This is a genomic window from Dyadobacter sp. CY323, assembly GCF_021390245.1.
GTDB lineage: Bacteria > Bacteroidota > Bacteroidia > Cytophagales > Spirosomataceae > Dyadobacter.
Map to the genome: position 1 here is coordinate 1 of NZ_JAJUXH010000019.1, position 17,132 is coordinate 17,132.

Genomic DNA, 17,132 nt, shown 5'->3' on the forward strand with positions numbered 1-17,132 from the left:
CTAAATCCCCTGAAGGGGACTTTTTTAGATTGAGTTAATGTAAAACGTCTCCCCTTCAGGGGCCGGGGGATTGGCGGTTTCGTTTTCTCCCCCAAATCCCCTGAAGGGGACTTTTTTTAGATTGAGTTAATGTAAAACGTCTCCCCTTCAGGGGCCGGGGGATTGGAGCCCAAAGCCACGAGCGTAGGTGTAAATCTCCCCATCTAGATCACTCCTCCGGAGCCAGAAACGTCGTTTTAAAACTTTCCAATTTCTCGCTTCCCCGGTATGTCGCCAGCGTAAGTTTTGTTTTCCTCTCCCTTAATTCCGATTTCGGAATGGTGATGAACAGTGTCCCTTCTACCATCCCTGTTGCGGTCAGTTGGAGGTCTGGCTTACCCGCAAAAATCATTTTACCTTCCACATTTTCCAGTTTGATCGTCGGCATTAACGCCTTATTTGTTTTATTAAATATTTTGAATGTGTACAGGTTGCTGATTGTACCATCCTTATTTTCAATGTATTGGCTGCCCGGTGCGCGAAGTAAACTTGTTTCCGTGTCCGTGCGGGAAGCGATCACAAATCCGAGCGCCGACCATAGAAGCAGCAGTACTGCCACATAACCGATCACCCGCGGCGTGATCAGCTTGTTGGTTTTTGTTACAATGGCATTTTCGGAGGTATAGCGGATCAGCCCTGGCGCGAAACCTACCTTATCCATGATCGAATCACAGGCGTCGATGCAGGCCGTGCAATTCACGCATTCCATTTGCAGGCCATTCCGGATATCAATCCCTGTCGGACATACGGCCACGCATTGGTAGCAATTGACGCAGTCACCTTCTGGCCGTTCCTGGTTTTTATGGATTTTCCCACGGGGCTCACCGCGTTCGTGATCGTAAGCGACAGTAATGGTATGACGGTCGATAAACACGCTTTGCAACCTTCCGTAGGGACAAACTACCGTGCATGCCTGATCCCGGAGCCAGGCGAAATTGAAATAAAAGACTGCTGTAAATGCCAGAATTCCCAGAAAAAGCGGAAGATGGTCGGCGATCGGTTCGTGAATGATTTTCGACAATTCATCCACACCGAGCACGTATGACAAAAGCAGATTGGCGATTACAAAAGAAATCAGCAGGAACAAGGCGTATTTTGTCCCTTTTTTCATGATCTTTTCATTCGTCCAGGGGGCTTTGTTCAGTAGTTTTTGTTTAGTAGCATCCCCTTCAATCGCGTATTCGATCTTACGAAAGACCATTTCCATAAAAACGGTTTGCGGACAAGCCCAGCCACACCATAACCGCCCGAATATCGTCGTGAACAGTACAATGAATACCATAAACGAGAGCATCGTAAGTCCGAAAAGCCAGTAATCCTGCGGCCCGATAAACATCCCGAAAATGATGAATTTCCTTTCCAGTACATTGAAAAGCAGGATAGGCTGATCGTGGAAACGCACAAATGGGACCGCAAAAAGCAGCGTGAGGATTAAGATTGTAAACAAAACCCTGCGGGTATGCCAGTTTCCTTTCGGTTTTTGAGGATAAAACCAATTACGCTTGCCTCTCTCGCTCACCTCATTGAAATGGTCGCGAAAGGAATCGTCTGGTATGGTGATAGCGGTTTTCATTTATCAGTTTGCGCCAAACCGTTTTCTTGCACCAAATCTCCCTGCGGTTCTTTCGGCGTGGCTGGTTTAGAGCCTTTTAATGAAATCACATAGCTCGCCACTTTCTGGATATCTGTCGGCGAGAGCTGTTTTTCCCAGGAAATCATGCCTTTTTCAGGCACGCCGTATTTGATCACTTTAAAAATGTTATTGATCCCCGCACCGTGCAGCCAGTAACCGTCCGTCAGGTTTGGGCCGACGCTTCCACCTCCGTCCGGTGCATGGCACGCCGCACATTTTTCGACAAAAATCGTCTTTCCCTGGTCAACCGTACCGGCGTCTGTGACGAGTGTAACCGTGTTTTCATCCATGCTCGCACCGACTTTGGCCATATATGCTTTCTTATCAATTTCGGCCTGTGCTACCTCTTTATCCAGTTCCGCCAGCTGCAAATCGCCCATTCCGCTAAAATAAAAAGCTGCATATGCCAAACCGATGACGATCGTGGCCAGGAAAAGAGATTGCAGCCAGGGTGGCATTCGGTTGTCGAGCTCCTGGATGCCGTCATAGTCGTGCCCCTCGATCAGCAATTGTTTGTCGTCGCCAGGCATCACGCTCATTCCCGCAAATTTCTTCCACCAGCTCACTTTCGGTTCCGTCGTGACGGAGGCCGCATTATTTTGGGATACCTGTTTCAGAAGACTGACTGCATTTGCAAGAAGAATTACGACAAGTACGGCGATGAAAAAGAGTACGCCAAGAAACATGTAAAGAATGAGTTCAGTCCCGGTAATGGCGCGAATCGGTTCGGCATCATCCGCGGCAAATGCGGATGATGACAGCAGGATCAGGAATAGTAGGGATAACAGGCTTTTCTGAACGACACCATCTTTCAGAGGGATGCTCTCCATATTTTGCAGGTCTTTTTTATCAATTCGAAAAACAAAAAGAAGCAGACAAACAAAAAAGGCAAAAAATATGATCAGCGAAACCAGGGGATAAATACCCACTCCCGCAATGGTTTCCAGGTATGTTCGGAATTTCATTTATACAAGGTTGAATGATTGAGGATCAAGTTTCACTTTTTAACATCCGTTCCCATTCGCTGTAAATACGCGATAAGAGCGATGATTTCTTTGTTTTCGTTTGCTTTAATGCCGCTTTGCTTCAACCGCGATTGTATTTCTCTGGCCTGTTTGAGCAGCTCCGTGTTGGCGATCCGGTCGTAACCTTTTTCGTAGGGTACACCCAGCGTTTGCATGGCGCGGATCTTCGCGGCGGTAGTGGTGGTATCGAGATCGTCGTCGAGGAGCCAGCCATATTTAGGCATAATGGAGCCGGGCGACATACTTTCCGGATCATCCATGTGGTTGTAATGCCAGGAGTCAGGGTACTTGCCGCCGATGCGGTGCAGGTCCGGGCCGGTACGTTTTGAACCCCACTGGTGCGGGTAATCATAGACGAATTCGCCTGATTTGGAGTAATCCCCGTAGCGTTCAATTTCAGACCGGAATGGACGGATCATCTGAGTATGACATACATAGCAGCCTTCCCGGATGTAAATGTCGCGTCCCTGCAATTCCAGCGGAGTATAGGGTTGTACTGCCGCGATGGTAGGTACATTTGACTTGATCATAAAAGTCGGTATCATCTCGATCATCCCGCCGATGGCTACGGCGATCAATGCAAAAATGGTCAGTGCCAATGGTTTGCGTTCGAAAACCCTGCGGTGCCAGTATTCGCTTTTTTCGGCGTGCCAGATTGCATTCAATGGCATGGCGCGTGCGGTTTCGCTGGCGATCAATTTTCCTTTTATCGCGGTCATCCAGAGGTTGTAGATCATCACAATAAAGCCGACGATATACAGCGATCCTCCGACCGTTCTCAGGAAATACAAGGGTTTCAGTTGGGTAACGGTTTCCAGGAAGTTAGGGTATTTTAATAGGCCTTCCTGCGTGAATTCCTTCCACATCGAGCTTTGAACCCAGCCTGCCCAGTACATGGGAATGGTGTAAAACAAAATTCCTAACGTGCCGATCCAGAAATGGAAGTTGGCAGCTTTTTGAGAATATAACGGTCGTCCATATAGGCGGGGAAATAACCAGTACAGGATACCGAATGTCAGGAAGCCATTCCAGCCGAGTGCGCCCACATGAACGTGCGCTACGATCCAGTCGGTGTAATGCGCGATGGCGTTTACGTTTTTAAATGAAAGCATCGGGCCTTCGAACGTGGCCATACCGTAAGCTGTGATCGCAACGACCATGAATTTCAACACCACATCTTCCCGGACCTTATCCCAGGCGCCGCGCAATGTCATTAATCCATTGATCATCCCGCCCCACGAAGGTGCGAGCAGCATCACGGAGAATACCGTACCGAGCGTCTGCGCCCATTCCGGCAGTGACGTATAAAGCAAATGGTGAGGCCCCGCCCAGATATAAAGAAAGATCAGCGCCCAGAAATGGACGATGGATAAACGGTAGGAATAAATCGGCCGGTTGGCAGCTTTTGGTAAAAAATAATACATTAAGCCCAGATACGGCGTGGTGAGAAAGAAAGCCACGGCATTATGTCCGTACCACCATTGCACCAGCGCATCCTGAACGCCTGCATACACCGAATAACTTTTGAAAAGTGAAATAGGCAGCGCAATGCTATTGACTACGTGCAGCATCGCAACGGTCACGAACGATGCAATGTAAAACCACACCGCGGCATAGATATGCTCGGTTCGGCGGTTGATCGTAGTCATGATTACGTTCACGAGAGCGGCAACCCACACAACGGCGATCGCAATGTCGAGCGGCCATTCGAGTTCGGCATATTCTTTGGAAGTGGTGATCCCCATCGGAAGGGTAATGGCGGCTGCCAGAATGATAAACTGCCACGCCCAGAAATGCACACGGCCCAGCATGGGGCTCCACATCGGTGTTCGCAAAACACGCGGAACAGAATAATAAAGACCGGTAAAAAAGCCATTTCCGACGAATGCAAAAATGACGGCATTGGTATGCAGCGGCCTGATCCGGCTGAAAGTCAGAAAAGGCACATTCATATTCAGGTCCGGAAATACGAGTTGGAAAGCGGCCAGTAAGCCGACCAGCATTCCGATCAGACCAAACAGGATGGTCGCGATCGCGAAGTCCCGGACAATTCGGTTATCGTATTGGAACTCATCCAGTTCAACCGTTGCAAGGCCGGGATGGGGAACGTTTGACATAATTCAGGTAAAATTTAGTGAATGGCTTTTGTATCGTTTTTTGTCGGTTTGCCGGCAGTTGGCTCGTCCAGCAAAATGCGGATGGATGGTGTATAGTCGTCGTCATAATGGCCCTTTCGGACCGACCAGAGGAATGCGGCGAGGAAAGATCCGGCGATCAGAAGGCTGGCAATGATCATGACATAGATTGCGCTCATGGTGAAAAGGGTCATTGTTGCTTTTGTTTTGTCAAAACTACCGGATCAGTGTTTTGGGAAAGATGACTCCGGTTACTGCGAAAACTGACTTTGATCAGTTTTGTAAGAGCTTTTTCGCGGCCCGGTTGCTTGCCAGGGTTGTAAAACCGACAATGCTAATGAGGCTGACCGGCATCAGTACCGCTGCGAACACCGGGGACAATTTTCCGCCGATTGCGAAGAAAAGCCCGAGTAAATTGTAAATCAATGAAATAGCAAAACTGGCTTTAATGATCTTCTGACCCTGTTTGGCCAGCCTGATGAATGCAGGTAGCCGGGACAACTGATCTCCTTCGATGATGAGGTCGCAGGATGGCGTGAAATTGTTGATGTCGTCGGAAACGGCGACACCCACATTACTTTGCCGCAATGCGCCGGCATCATTCAGGCCGTCACCGACCATCAGCACATGTTTGTCGAGTTTGTTTTGGAGGTTTGCGATGAATTGAAGTTTGTCTTCCGGTTTTTGTTTAAAATAAAGATTTGCCTCATTTCCAAAAACAGCATGAAGAAATGCCTCGTCCGTAGGCTTGTCGCCGGATAGCAGGTACGTGTGGAAACCACTTTTATTCAGTTTTAAAATCGTCTCGGGAAGATTTTTCCGGTACCTTGTTTTGACTGAAAAATACCCACGAACAACCTCGTCAATTGAAACATAAACCCTTGAAGAAAGCTCTTCCACCGCATTATCTAACGCTGCACCTACCCACGCAGCTGAACCGAGTTTGACCTGCTGCCCGCGCCAGAATGCCTGCACGCCCGAGCCCGTGGTTTCGACATAATGTTTCAATTGACTTTCCGACGTTCTCACAGATCCCAGCTTTTTCACGATCATCCGGCTCAAAGGATGCGAAGATTGGGCGGCGACTGTTTTGATGATCTGTGTTTCCTCGCCGGATAATGCATTTCCGACAAATGCGACTTCCGCTTCATCAGAATGGGTAATGGTGCCGGTTTTGTCAAAAACAATGGTGTCGATGTGTGAAAGCCGTTCAATGGCATCGGCATTTTTCGGGTAACAACGGTTTTTGCCGAACAAACTCAGAATGTTCCCGTTCGTGAATGTCGATGAAAGAAACAGTCCGCAGGGGCAGGCTACGAGTAAGCAGGTAGTAAATGCGCGGAATGCGGTTTCAGGGTTTTTGTAAATAAAAAACCAGGTCAGAAACGTCAGACTGGCGATCATCAAAACGATCACTGAAAAATAGCGGTTAATGCGGTAGGCGAGGGTTTTGCTTTGATCGTCCTTTTGTTTGGAGAACGTATCGTTATTCCAAAGCTGGGTTAGGTAACTTTGAGAAACGTCCCGGAGTATTTCCAGCTCAATGGACGTGCCCGCCTGCTTTCCTCCCGCATAAATGGTATCGCCCCTTTTTCGCTTCAACGGCTCCGCCTCGCCCGACACAAAACTGTAATCGATCAAAGCTTCCGGACTTAACAAAACGGCATCTGCGGGGATCAGCTCCGCATTACGTACCAGGATCACATCGCCGGAAACCAGGTCTGTAATGGGTGTTCTGGCTTCTTCTTTACCTTTTAAAACAGAAACAGCGACGGGGAAATAGGATTTGTAATCACGGTCGAAGGAAATTCCTGCATAGGTTTTATCCTGAAAAAACCGTCCAAGCAACATGAAAAAGACCGCGCCGGTGAGGGAGTCGAAGTAACCCGGGCCGGTCCCGGAAATGATCTGATAGAGGCTTAATCCAAAAATGGAAAGCAATGCGATCACGATCGGCGCATCGATGTTCAGGTATTTTCCTTTCAACGCCGACCAGGCCGATTTGAAAAAATCATTGGCACAATAAATGAGCACCGGCAGGCTCAATGCAAGGTTTAATAACCCGAACGTAATGCGCAGCTTTTCGTCGGATGCATCCATACCGAGGTGGAAATATTCCGGGAAGCTCAGCATCATGATGTTCCCGAAACAAAATCCGGCAATACCGATTTTGTAAAGTCGCGTCCGGTCCCATTTCTTTATTTTTTTGCCCTCCACATCGTCGAGACTGATATAAGGCTCGTACCCAATGCTGGAAACCAACGTCGCCAGTTCGCTCAGTTTGACTTTCTGGGCATCAAATGTGATCCGGACTGTTTTCTCTGGAAAGTTAACCACCGAGCTCCTGATCGCCGGATTGAATTTATACAGTTGTTCGAGCAGCCAAATGCAGGAACTGCAATGCATTTTCGGGATGTACCAGTTGATCCGCGATAAATTTCCGTCGGTGAACTCGATCATCCGGGAATGTACTTCCGGCAGGTCGAGGTAGTCGAATTTACCTTTGAACCACGATTTGTCGGGTGATATTCCCGCCGCGCCGTCGATCGCATAATAGTCACAGAGGTCGGATTCTTTGAGCAGGTCATACACATGAACGCAGCCGTCGCAGCAAAATTCGTGCTGGTCGCTCAAAATGATCTCGCTTTTGCATTCCTCGCCGCAGTGGTAGCAAAGATGCGTGGCGGCACTCTGAGATTTGTTTTCAGATTCGATGACAGTCACATCTTGCTCCATGGTGCGTTTTCTTTGTTTAATGAAATGCAGTTCGACAAGGATTTGAACTGAGTTTTCAAAATTGAAGAAGAAAGCTCCGCGGAAAGCTGACCTGGGTTAATAAAGAAAATGACTTTGATCAGGTTTGGTTCAGCTGATAAAAGTCATTTTGCAATCGTGCATTGAAACCGGGATTTCAGAAAATCACCATTGTTCCGTCAATCCGGTCATATACAAGTCGTAACCTCCTTTTCCGCCGGGCCGGTCGGAAGAGAAAAGCACCAGGCGATATGAGAAGTTGTTTAAAGCGGGAATGATCGGCCGGTACTCGTTACTCGTCGTATTAATGCGGTCGCCTGCATTGACTGGCGCAGACCATTTTCCGTCTTCAAGCCTGGAATAGTAAATGTCCGTGCCTCCTTTTCCGCCTGGCCGGTCGGAAACGAAAACCATCATATTGTCTTGAAAATAAGGTGTTTTGTCGTCACTCGTGCTGGAAAGTTCTTCCACTTTTCTCAGCTGGAACTTCTCGGGGTTCACGAGACTTTGTACGGAAACCGGTTCGCCTTTGGTGTGGGGAATAGATAGTTCATAAATGTCGAAATTTCCGTCCCGGTTGGAGCTGAAATAAATTTTATCCCCAAATCTCGAAAAGCTGGGATAGCCGTCGTCTTTCGGGGAGTTGAGGATGTCGAACTTAATCGGGCCTGTGATCCCCATGTTGTTGTGGATCAAATACTTGATCTCCATATTTCCTTCTGAATCATCGGCATAAAAAAGCACCAGATCCTTCGTGTTGTTATCCGAAATCACATCGTATTGAAAAGACAACACTTTTGGCCCGAATACATTGAAATTACCATTCGCTTTTTCGGCTAGCGCGCTGGAAGCAAAAAATGTATTCGCATAATCATGGTTCACCGCATTGGAGCCGACGGACTTTTCAAGTTCAAGATGTTTTTTGTAAGTGAACACCACGGGGAAATAAACCAGGTTCAGGACGTCTTTTCTTTCCCTTTTCGAAGAAAAAATCAAATGGCTCTGCGCGAACCTGTTTGAAGGCAGGTTCATATTGTAGTCGTCATACTCCGAGTTGAAATCGGTGAGCGGAACAACCTCGGACAAAAATTCTCCATTTTTAAACTGGTCATCATCGGTCGGTGTCTCCGATGAGCAACCATTAAACGCAATCGCAGCCGCAATCAAAAGCCATTTCTTCATGGTAGAGAGGTTAAGTATATTCAGGTGACTTAATGTAAAATCGTTGACAAATTTGATAAGGCATTGGTTGGAAGGGTGGTGGGGAGAAATGGGAAGTGTGGAGGTGGAAAGTATCTTTGGTAATGTTACCTTTTACCCTACTTTTACGTTATAAGATTAAATGTTTCTTTATTCCTATTAAGTATGAAACTAACAATTTTGATTATTCAGGGAGCTGACTATCTGATAGGCACCATCAAAGAGATACCTGCGGTCGTGACCCAGGGGACATCCCGTCAGGAAGTGTTGAAAAATATTCAGGATGCACTTCAACTGTACTTAGAAGATATGCGGGCAGAGGAAGACTTTGGTAACGTTGTTGGTGTAGAAGAACTTGTGTTTGCCTGATGTCTGTAAAAAGGAGCAAGTTGATCAAACACCTGGAACAGAATTCGTGCTATCTACATAGAAATGGTTCCAAGCATGACATTTTCAAGAATGAGCTGACGGGTAAAAAAACCACCGTTCCGCGGCACCCGCAATTAGATCCGTTTTTATGCGATGTGATTTGCAAGCAGCTGGAAATTGAAAAATTGTAAATAGGGCAATAAAAAATGCCGCCTCAATCCGAGACGGCATTTCCATATATAACAATAACATCCCATCAATTCCAGCCACCACCCAGTGCGCGGTATATATTCACCGTCGCATTCATCTGCTGCATTTTGGTTTCGATCAGGTCGAATTTAGATTCCAATGTCTCGCGCTGGGTTAGCAGCACTTCCATGTAATCGGCCCGTGCGGAGGTAAAAAGGCGGTTGGCGATGTTTGTGGATTCGTTCAGTGCCGCTACCTCACTGGCTTTGGTAGTGTAGCTTTGTTGAAGGTTGTTGATGTTTGAAAGCTGGTTCACCACCTCGATATAGGCATTCAATACTGTGCGTTCATAGCTGTAAATGGCCTGTACCTGCCTCGCATTCGCGCTGTAATAGGTTGCCTGGATCGCATTTTTGTTGATCAATGGCCCCGCCAGGTCAGCAATAAGCGTCGACATCAGCGATTTTGGCACATTACCCAGGTATATTGGATTGAATGCATTCAAGCCGACCGACGCGTTCAATCCCAGTGACGGATAGAAATTGGCTCTTGCTACCTGCACGTCCAATTTGGCAGCTTCCAGATCTTGTTCAGCCTGACGAACATCCGGACGATTCTGCAACAATTGAGATGGAATACCAGCCTGGATCACACTAGGCAACAAATTTTCGAAGTTCTGACTGTTTCTTGCAACCGGCTGAGGGTAACGCCCAAGCAAGAAGTTAATCCGGTTTTCCGTTTCCACAATCCGCTGACGGATCGCAAACTGACGGTTTTGAGTATTCAGCACCTGTGCTTCAAACCGCTTAACAGCCAGCTCGGTCACCCGGGTAGCTTCCTTCTGCATTTTTACAATCCTCAATGCATTCGTCTGGATCTCAATATTTTGACTAACGATATTGAGCTGGGTATCAAGTGCCAGCAGCTCGTAATAGGAATTTGCGATCTCGGAAACCAGGTTGGTCATCATGAAATTTTTACCCTCGATCGAAGATAAATACCGGTTTACAGCCGCTTTTTTCGCATTTCGCAGCTTATGCCAGATATCCACTTCCCAGCGTGCGTAGGCAGCTACCACAAAATCCGGCAGCGGCTCGGGGGTTTCTCTTCCCGGCTTGATCTCCGTCGTGGCTTCACTCGAACCGATTTGTGTGTAACGTCCGGCTTTTTCGATTCCCGCGCCGCCTCTCAATCCTACAAACGGCAGGTATTCCCCTTTTCTGGCTTTGATCTCATTGCGTGATATTTCAATTTCCTGCAAGGTGATATTCAGCTCCTGGTTATTTTTAAATGCGGTATCGATGAGCGCATTCAGCTGAGGATCAGTGAAATATTCTTTCCAGCTTAGTTTCCCGGTGTTGGTCGAGTCGGCGGTCTGCGCGGCGGTGTAGGTTGCAGACAAGTTTTTATTGGGTGATCTCTGAACCAGCGACGGTGCATTACAGCCACTGTAAGCCAGGGCGACAAATGCCACCCCGACCCAGTTCAATATTCTTTTATTGTGCATCATTTTGAGTTTCTTGTGTTTGAGGGAAAGCGTCGACTGCGTGAACAAACTGCTCCGTTAACGAGCCGTCCTCTTCATCTTTAATCATTTTTCGACCGTCAGCCAATGTGCCGAATATGACGTACAATCCGGGGATGATGATGACACCGAAAATGGTCCCGAATAACATCCCGCCCATGGCAGATGCACCGATGGTACGGTTACCAATTGCACCTGCTCCGGTTGCGATGATCAGCGGAATAAGACCTGCGACGAAAGCGAAAGAAGTCATCAAGATCGGACGGAAACGTACTCTCGCCCCTTCAATGGCCGCATTGATGATCGTTTCTCCCTGGTGCCGCTTCTGCACTGCAAACTCGACGATCAGTACGGCATTTTTACCCAACAAACCAACGAGCATGATCAAACCGATCTGGGCGTAGATGTTGTTTTCCAACCCCATCAATTTCAGTAAAAGGAAAGAACCAAACACCCCGACCGGCAGTGAAAGCACCACCGCGAACGGAATAATGAAACTTTCATATTGAGCGGCCAGTACAAAGTACACGAACGCCAGAACGATTGCGAATACAACCAGCGACTCATTTCCACGGATCGATTCATCATAAGAAAGACCTTCAAAAGCGATATCGTAACCTTGCGGCAACGTTTTCGCGGAAACTTCCCGAATCGCCTGGATCGCATCTGCAGTAGTATAGCCTTTGGCAGGAAGTCCCTGGATCGCTGCCGAATTGTACAAATTGAAACGGGTGATCTCGTTCGGGCCCTGACCTTTTTTAAGTGTCATAAAGGATGAGTAAGGCACCATTTCACCTGCATCATTTTTAACAAAAAGCTTTAAAAGATCGGTGGGAAGTCTTCTGAAACTTGGATCGGACTGCACATATACTTTAAAGAACTGGTTGAACCGTGTAAAACCCTGTTCGTACGTACTGCCGATCATAATGTTCAGGTTGTCCATTGCTTTCCCGATCGATACGCCTTTTTGCATCGCCAGCTGATTGTCTATCTGCAATTCGTATTGCGGATAGTTTGCAGCGAAGAAGGTAAACAAGCCGGTAAGCTCGGGACGTTTGCCCAGATCCTCCATAAATTTCTTGTTGATCTTGTCAAATTCCGCGTAATCCGTATCGGTTGTTTTATCCAGTAAACGCATGGAGAAACCACCGGAAGTACCGAAACCGGGAATGGCAGGTGGCTCGAAGAATTCAACCACGGCGCCGAGACCTCTTGTTTCAGCTTCCAGTTCTTCCATGATTTCTTTCACGTTGTGATCGCGGTCATGCCATGGTTTTAAATTGATCAGACAGGTACCTGCGTTAGATCCGCGTCCTTCGGTCATGATCTCATAACCTGCCAGGGACGAAACGGACTCAATGCCTTCCACTTCTTCGCAGATTTTCTGAAGACGTCTGGATACCTCATTGGTTTTTTCCAAAGTAGACCCAGGAGGTGTCTGGATAATCGCATAAATCGTGCTCTGATCTTCGTTTGGAATAAATCCTGCGGGCAGTACCTTGTTCACATATACGATTCCCGCGCAGAATGCCAGTAACACGCCCCATGTAACTACTCTCCGGCTAACAATGCGTTTTAACAAGCCTACATATCTACCGGTAACTTTATCGAAACCCCGGTTGAAACTGTCCAGCGCTTTGGTAAGAATGTTTTTCTTCCGCTGATGTCCATGGTGATTTTGTAGCAACATGGCGCACAATACCGGAGTAAGTGTCAACGCGATGAGGGCTGAGATGACGATAGAGCTCGCCATCGTAATCGAGAACTGCCGGTAGAATGTACCGACCGGACCGGACATAAATGAGATCGGAAGGAATACCGACACCATAACAGCTGTGATCGCGATAATGGCCCCGCTGATTTCAGAAAGCACTTTTTTGACGGCATTATAAGGCGATATACCAGGTTCTTCCTCAAACTTGGCATGGACCGCCTCGACGACGACAATGGCATCATCGACCACAATACCAATCGCAAGTACAAGTGCAAAAAGCGTGATCAGGTTAATGGAAAGCCCAAAAGCCTGAATGACGAAGAATGCCCCGATCAACGAAACAGGCACCGCCAGGATCGGGATCAACGTGGAACGCCAGTCGCCAAGGAATATGAAAACCACCAGGGCAACCAGGATAAATGCGTCACGTAAGGTGTCAATAACCTGCTCGATAGACGCATCCAAAAACTGGGAAACGTCATAGCTGATTTTGTAATCCACGCCCGGAGGAAAGGATTCTTTCATGACATCCAGCTTCTTTTTCACTTCTTCGATGACGTCACTCGCATTACTGCCGTAGTTTTGGCGCAATACGATGGCGGCGGAAGGGTGACCGTCGAGATTGGAATAAATATCGAAGAATTCGCTTCCGAGCTCTACTTTGGCGATATCTCTTAAATGAACGCTTTCACCCTGCGCATTGGCGCGGACGATGATATTTTCATATTCTTCGGGTTTGTCATAGCGTCCTTTATAAGTAAGCACATATTCCAGCGACTGTGCCGCAATACCGGAGCTTTGCCCGATACGTCCGGGCCGGCCCACGATACTTTGTTCGCCAACCGCCTTCATTACTTCTTCTGTGGAAATATTGTAGGCACGCATACGCTCAGGATTTAGCCAAAGACGCATCGCATATCTTCTGCTACCTAATATTTGTGCCCTCGCAATCCCTTTCGTCCGCTGGATTTCGGGGATCATTTTAACGGTAGCGTAGTTAAAAAGGAATTTCTCGTCGATCCGCTCGCTCTTTGAATAGAGGTTAACGTACATCAACATACTGGGCTGAACCGGCGAAATAATAACCCCTTCGCGCTGAACAAGTTCGGGCAAAAGCGGCATGACCTGATCCACTCTTGTCTTAACCCGTATTACAGCGACGTTGGGGTCGGTCCCGGGCTCGAAGATGATCCTGAGAGTAGCTTCCCCCGCGCTGGTGGCGTCGGTGGCGATGTACCGCATATCCTGAACCCCGTTAATGGCTTGTTCCAGTGTGATCAGCGTGGACTTTACAAGCACGTCGGCACTGGCGCCCGGGTAGGCGATAAATATGTTTACAGTGGTCGGGGCGATGTCCGGGAATTGAGAAATAGGTAACTTCTCAATCGCCAGGATGCCTATAAATACGATCATGATCGAGATCACGATTGCAAATACAGGTCTTCGTATGAATTGATTGAACATGTTTTGTGCTTTTTAAAATGCCCGGCTATTCGGCATACAGGCTTAAATGAGAGATAACAGAATCAGGCTGCACGAATGTGGAATGGATCTTTTCGTTCTCGTGGACCTGACGTAAGCCTTCCAGAAGGATCTTGTCATTCAGCTGCAAACCTGATTTGACGGCAAAAATGTGTGGAAGCTCAGCTTCGATCGTTATTTCCCTCGACTTGATCACATTGTCTTTGTCCAGCACATACACATATTTCTTTTCCAGCACCTCAAATGTGGCTTTCTGGGGGATAAGCAGGGCATTTTTTAGCGGTACGGTGACCAGTATGTTACCTGTTTCGCCGTGTCTGAGAAGTCTTTTCGGATTGGGGAACGTTGCCCTGAATGCGATGTTACCGGTTTCGTTATTGAAATCCGCCTCGATCGTCTTCACGACGCCGGGATGTGGGAACAGCTTCTGGTTGGCCATCCGCAGGTCCACATTCAGCATACCGGCTGTTGCGTCGTTCGCTTTGTAATCGAGATACTCCGCTTCCGGTACATTGAAATACACCCACATCTCGCTGTTGTCGGAAAGGGTAGTAAGCAAATCACCTTCGTCTAAAAGGCTCCCTAACCGCACCTGGAAATGGTCCATGATCCCGTCAAACGGAGCCCTGATCTCGGTGAACCCAAGGTGTGTCGTAGCCAGTCCCAGTTCCGCTTTCGCCTTGTCCAGCTTTGCCTTTGCAAGTGCCAGCTCATTTTTTGAAACTACATTGCTATCCGCAAGCGACTTGGTGTTTTTATATTCGATTTCAGCGAAATTGGCCTCGGCCTGCGCTTTTTGCTGCTCTGCCTGGTAAAGCATCGGCATGATCTTGAACATGAGCTGCCCCTTTTTAACAAACTGGCCTTCGTCGACATAAATGTTCTGGAGGTAACCTCTTTCCAGTGCACGCAGCTCAATGTGACTGATCGCGCGGATCTGGCTTACATAGTCTTTGGTGATCAACGTGTCTTTTTGCAGAGGGCTGGTAACCAGGAATTTGACTTCTTCTTCTTTTTCTTCTTTTTTGGATTCACAGCTTGTGTGGAAGAGTAGTGCACACAAGCTCATGGCCATGAGAATTCGCTTCATTATTATTTGCTAGTTAGTACAATATGATTTTCTTAAATTCATGTTCGTGCGTATTTCGAATTCCTTTTTCCCGGAATGCAGAGCAGCGGTGGGAAGTTGTATGGGGCCGGGTCTTAAACTGAAATGTATCAAATTAGATTTTTCCTGGAAGTCACCTCTTCCTACACGGGTACAAAAACCGCACTTTATCCTTAATAGGATGTTAAAAGCATGTTAAAAAGCCATTAAAATCCATTTTAGGCCAAAAATGCATTCTATGAATTTTCAGTTACTTTGGCTACAACAATCATAGATTTGGCTACGTCCGCTTTTTGTCCTCTGCCCAACTTTGCAGAAACAAAAACAGACAAATGAAAATCGTATTAACAGGCTCATTGGGCCACATCAGTAAGCCACTGACAAAAGAATTAGTGGAAAAAGGACATTCCGAAAATCGTGGCCGGTTTGGTTGAAATGTACGATAGCCTGCACACGGGAGTACTCGCGGAAAGTTATCAACGTCATAAGCCGGTAATGGGTAAGGTAAAACTGGAAGAGTTTGCCAAAGAATTTGCCGCTGCGTTTTAAACGGAAATAACTAAATTGTATCATGGCAAATATGCAGGTTCACCGATTTAAGACGATCAGCGAGTTTCATCAGTTCAGGGGATATCCCGGACCGGAAAATCCGCTGATCAGCGTGCTCAATCTCCAAGAGATCAAACGCTTGCCTGCCAATGAAGTGAGTTTTGTCAAGGATTTTTATTCCATTGCATTGAAACGGAATTTCAATGTGAAAATGAAATACGGCCAGCAGGATTTGGATTACAACGATGGTGTCATGTTTTTTATGGCGCCGGGCCAGCTTCTCAGGCTTGAAGTCGAAACCGATACGGAACTGCGTCACTCGGGGTGGATGTTACTGGTCCATCCCGACTTTTTATGGAACACGCCTCTGGCGAAAACCATCAGGCAATACGAATACTTCGACTATGCTGTCAACGAGGCCTTGTTTCTGTCAGAAAGGGAAGAGACGACGATTTCGGGCATTATGCAGAGCATTCAGCAGGAGTACCAGGCAAACATCGATAAGTACAGCCAGGATCTGATGATCGCCCAGCTTGAATTGCTATTAAAGTATTCGGAGCGGTTTTATCAGCGCCAGTTTATCACCCGGAAAATAGCCAATCATAAAGTTCTCGACCGGCTCGAATCGGTCATTTCGGAGTATCTCAACAGCGATGATCTGATGAAAACGGGATTGCCAACGGTGCAATACGTCGCCAATGCATTGAATATTTCGCCCAATTACCTGGGCGGAATGCTCAAAACGTTGACCGGACTTACCACGCAGCAACACATTCACGAAAAGCTGATTGAACGGGCCAAAGAGCGGCTTTCCGTTACCGATCTGTCTGTCAGTGAAATAGCTTACGAACTGGGTTTCGAGCATCCGCAGTCTTTCAGCAAGTTATTCAAGACAAAAACACATCTCTCGCCGCTGGAATTCAGGCAATCGTTTAATTGATCCGGCAGATTAGACTACTTCATCCAGTTCAAGCACCGAGCATCCAGGGTAGGAAACGGAGACAATACTCATGAATTCGGAGATCTCTTCGATTTGGTTGATGATCAGGGAACTGAGCAATCTGTGCTGCCGCTCTATTTCCATAAACTCTTCCTGAGCACGCTGCCGGGCAAAAGTCACCACCGACGACCGTTCATTTCTTAGCTTTTCAAGCCTGGTTTTATGGTCTGAAAAAAGCTGGCTCAACAGATCTGAATTGCTCTCTATGAGTTTTCTTCGTTCGGCCAGATGACGGTTCAGGAGATTTTCGTACTCCTCGTTCGGGTCAAAAAGATTTGTCATGGTGTTAAGTTTTCACTCGTTTAAATCGCGGGCCGATGCCGGTGGCCCACTTTTCAAAACACCACTTTATTTAACCTAAACCAAAAAAACAGGCATAGACAAAGTGTAGACAAACCGATTAAAATGCG

At 47.3% G+C, this 17,132-nt stretch carries 13 protein-coding genes; 3 read left to right on the forward strand and 10 right to left on the reverse strand.

Annotated features, from left to right (window positions below; all coding sequences use genetic code 11):
* Nucleotides 1-208 precede the first annotated feature (208 nt).
* The 6 genes from ccoG to LZG72_RS22405 all read right to left on the reverse strand — a co-directional run bounded on the left by ccoG (nt 209) and on the right by LZG72_RS22405 (nt 8,768).
* Nucleotides 209-1,612, reverse strand: a complete 1,404-nt coding sequence (ccoG, locus tag LZG72_RS22380; protein ID WP_233877333.1) for a cytochrome c oxidase accessory protein CcoG — start codon at nt 1,610-1,612, stop codon at nt 209-211.
* The gene (locus LZG72_RS22385) at nt 1,609-2,637 is read right to left on the reverse strand and encodes a cbb3-type cytochrome c oxidase N-terminal domain-containing protein (RefSeq protein WP_233877335.1); all 1,029 of its coding nucleotides are present in this window, start codon (nt 2,635-2,637) and stop codon (nt 1,609-1,611) included. Before LZG72_RS22385 ends, ccoG begins: the two co-directional genes overlap by 4 nt.
* A 32-nt stretch (nt 2,638-2,669) precedes the next feature.
* Nucleotides 2,670-4,814: a cytochrome-c oxidase, cbb3-type subunit I gene (gene ccoN, locus LZG72_RS22390; RefSeq protein WP_233877337.1), complete on the reverse strand. Its 2,145-nt coding sequence runs from the start codon at nt 4,812-4,814 to the stop codon at nt 2,670-2,672.
* Nucleotides 4,815-4,828: 14 nt separating this feature from the next.
* Nucleotides 4,829-5,026 (reverse strand): cbb3-type cytochrome oxidase assembly protein CcoS, encoded by a 198-nt coding sequence (ccoS, locus tag LZG72_RS22395; protein ID WP_310590569.1) that lies wholly within the window; start codon nt 5,024-5,026, stop codon nt 4,829-4,831.
* Nucleotides 5,027-5,105: 79 nt separating this feature from the next.
* Entirely contained in the window at nt 5,106-7,568 is a 2,463-nt protein-coding gene (locus tag LZG72_RS22400; RefSeq protein ID WP_233877340.1) for a heavy metal translocating P-type ATPase metal-binding domain-containing protein, read from the reverse strand.
* A gap of 183 nt (nt 7,569-7,751) precedes the next feature.
* Nucleotides 7,752-8,768 carry a hypothetical protein gene (locus LZG72_RS22405; protein WP_233877342.1) on the reverse strand — a complete coding sequence of 339 codons (1,017 nt, stop codon included), beginning with the start codon at nt 8,766-8,768 and terminating at the stop codon, nt 7,752-7,754.
* Between the two features lie 183 nt (nt 8,769-8,951).
* On the opposite strand from LZG72_RS22405, the gene LZG72_RS22410 reads away from it, so the two are divergent.
* Nucleotides 8,952-9,155, forward strand: coding sequence for a type II toxin-antitoxin system HicB family antitoxin (locus tag LZG72_RS22410; protein WP_233877344.1), 204 nt, complete (start codon nt 8,952-8,954; stop codon nt 9,153-9,155).
* Entirely contained in the window at nt 9,155-9,346 is a 192-nt protein-coding gene (locus LZG72_RS22415) for a type II toxin-antitoxin system HicA family toxin (RefSeq protein WP_233877346.1), read from the forward strand. The genes LZG72_RS22410 and LZG72_RS22415 overlap by 1 nt, the downstream gene beginning before the upstream one ends.
* Before the next feature lie 65 nt (nt 9,347-9,411).
* Here the strand turns inward: LZG72_RS22415 and LZG72_RS22420 are convergent, their stop codons facing one another.
* Genes LZG72_RS22420 through LZG72_RS22430 form a run of 3 tightly spaced genes read right to left on the reverse strand, consistent with a single transcriptional unit; the run spans nt 9,412 to nt 15,155 of the window.
* Entirely contained in the window at nt 9,412-10,851 is a 1,440-nt protein-coding gene (locus LZG72_RS22420; RefSeq protein ID WP_233877508.1) for a TolC family protein, read from the reverse strand.
* Nucleotides 10,841-14,047 carry an efflux RND transporter permease subunit gene (locus tag LZG72_RS22425; protein WP_233877348.1) on the reverse strand — a complete coding sequence of 1,069 codons (3,207 nt, stop codon included), beginning with the start codon at nt 14,045-14,047 and terminating at the stop codon, nt 10,841-10,843. Before LZG72_RS22425 ends, LZG72_RS22420 begins: the two co-directional genes overlap by 11 nt.
* 25 nt (nt 14,048-14,072) lie before the next feature.
* Nucleotides 14,073-15,155, reverse strand: a complete 1,083-nt coding sequence (locus tag LZG72_RS22430; protein WP_233877350.1) for an efflux RND transporter periplasmic adaptor subunit — start codon at nt 15,153-15,155, stop codon at nt 14,073-14,075.
* Nucleotides 15,156-15,744: 589 nt separating this feature from the next.
* On the opposite strand from LZG72_RS22430, the gene LZG72_RS22435 reads away from it, so the two are divergent.
* Complete coding sequence (locus LZG72_RS22435) at nt 15,745-16,662, forward strand: AraC family transcriptional regulator (protein ID WP_233877351.1); 918 nt, start codon at nt 15,745-15,747, stop codon at nt 16,660-16,662.
* 9 nt (nt 16,663-16,671) lie between these two features.
* Here LZG72_RS22435 and LZG72_RS22440 read toward each other — a convergent pair whose 3' ends face one another.
* The gene (locus tag LZG72_RS22440) at nt 16,672-17,004 is read right to left on the reverse strand and encodes a hypothetical protein (RefSeq protein WP_233877353.1); all 333 of its coding nucleotides are present in this window, start codon (nt 17,002-17,004) and stop codon (nt 16,672-16,674) included.
* Nucleotides 17,005-17,132 lie beyond the last annotated feature (128 nt).

Bases quoted from the DNA above. Each gene is read 5' to 3' on its own strand.
- ccoG (WP_233877333.1), bottom strand. From the start codon at position 1,612: ATGAAAACCGCTATCACCATACCAGACGATTCCTTTCGCGACCATTTC.
- LZG72_RS22385 (WP_233877335.1), bottom strand. From the start codon at position 2,637: ATGAAATTCCGAACATACCTGGAAACCATTGCGGGAGTGGGTATTTAT.
- ccoN (WP_233877337.1), bottom strand. From the start codon at position 4,814: ATGTCAAACGTTCCCCATCCCGGCCTTGCAACGGTTGAACTGGATGAG.
- ccoS (WP_310590569.1), bottom strand. From the start codon at position 5,026: ATGACCCTTTTCACCATGAGCGCAATCTATGTCATGATCATTGCCAGC.
- LZG72_RS22400 (WP_233877340.1), bottom strand. From the start codon at position 7,568: ATGGAGCAAGATGTGACTGTCATCGAATCTGAAAACAAATCTCAGAGT.
- LZG72_RS22405 (WP_233877342.1), bottom strand. From the start codon at position 8,768: ATGAAGAAATGGCTTTTGATTGCGGCTGCGATTGCGTTTAATGGTTGC.
- LZG72_RS22410 (WP_233877344.1), top strand. From the start codon at position 8,952: ATGAAACTAACAATTTTGATTATTCAGGGAGCTGACTATCTGATAGGC.
- LZG72_RS22415 (WP_233877346.1), top strand. From the start codon at position 9,155: ATGTCTGTAAAAAGGAGCAAGTTGATCAAACACCTGGAACAGAATTCG.
- LZG72_RS22420 (WP_233877508.1), bottom strand. From the start codon at position 10,851: ATGCACAATAAAAGAATATTGAACTGGGTCGGGGTGGCATTTGTCGCC.
- LZG72_RS22425 (WP_233877348.1), bottom strand. From the start codon at position 14,047: ATGTTCAATCAATTCATACGAAGACCTGTATTTGCAATCGTGATCTCG.
- LZG72_RS22430 (WP_233877350.1), bottom strand. From the start codon at position 15,155: ATGAAGCGAATTCTCATGGCCATGAGCTTGTGTGCACTACTCTTCCAC.
- LZG72_RS22435 (WP_233877351.1), top strand. From the start codon at position 15,745: ATGGCAAATATGCAGGTTCACCGATTTAAGACGATCAGCGAGTTTCAT.
- LZG72_RS22440 (WP_233877353.1), bottom strand. From the start codon at position 17,004: ATGACAAATCTTTTTGACCCGAACGAGGAGTACGAAAATCTCCTGAAC.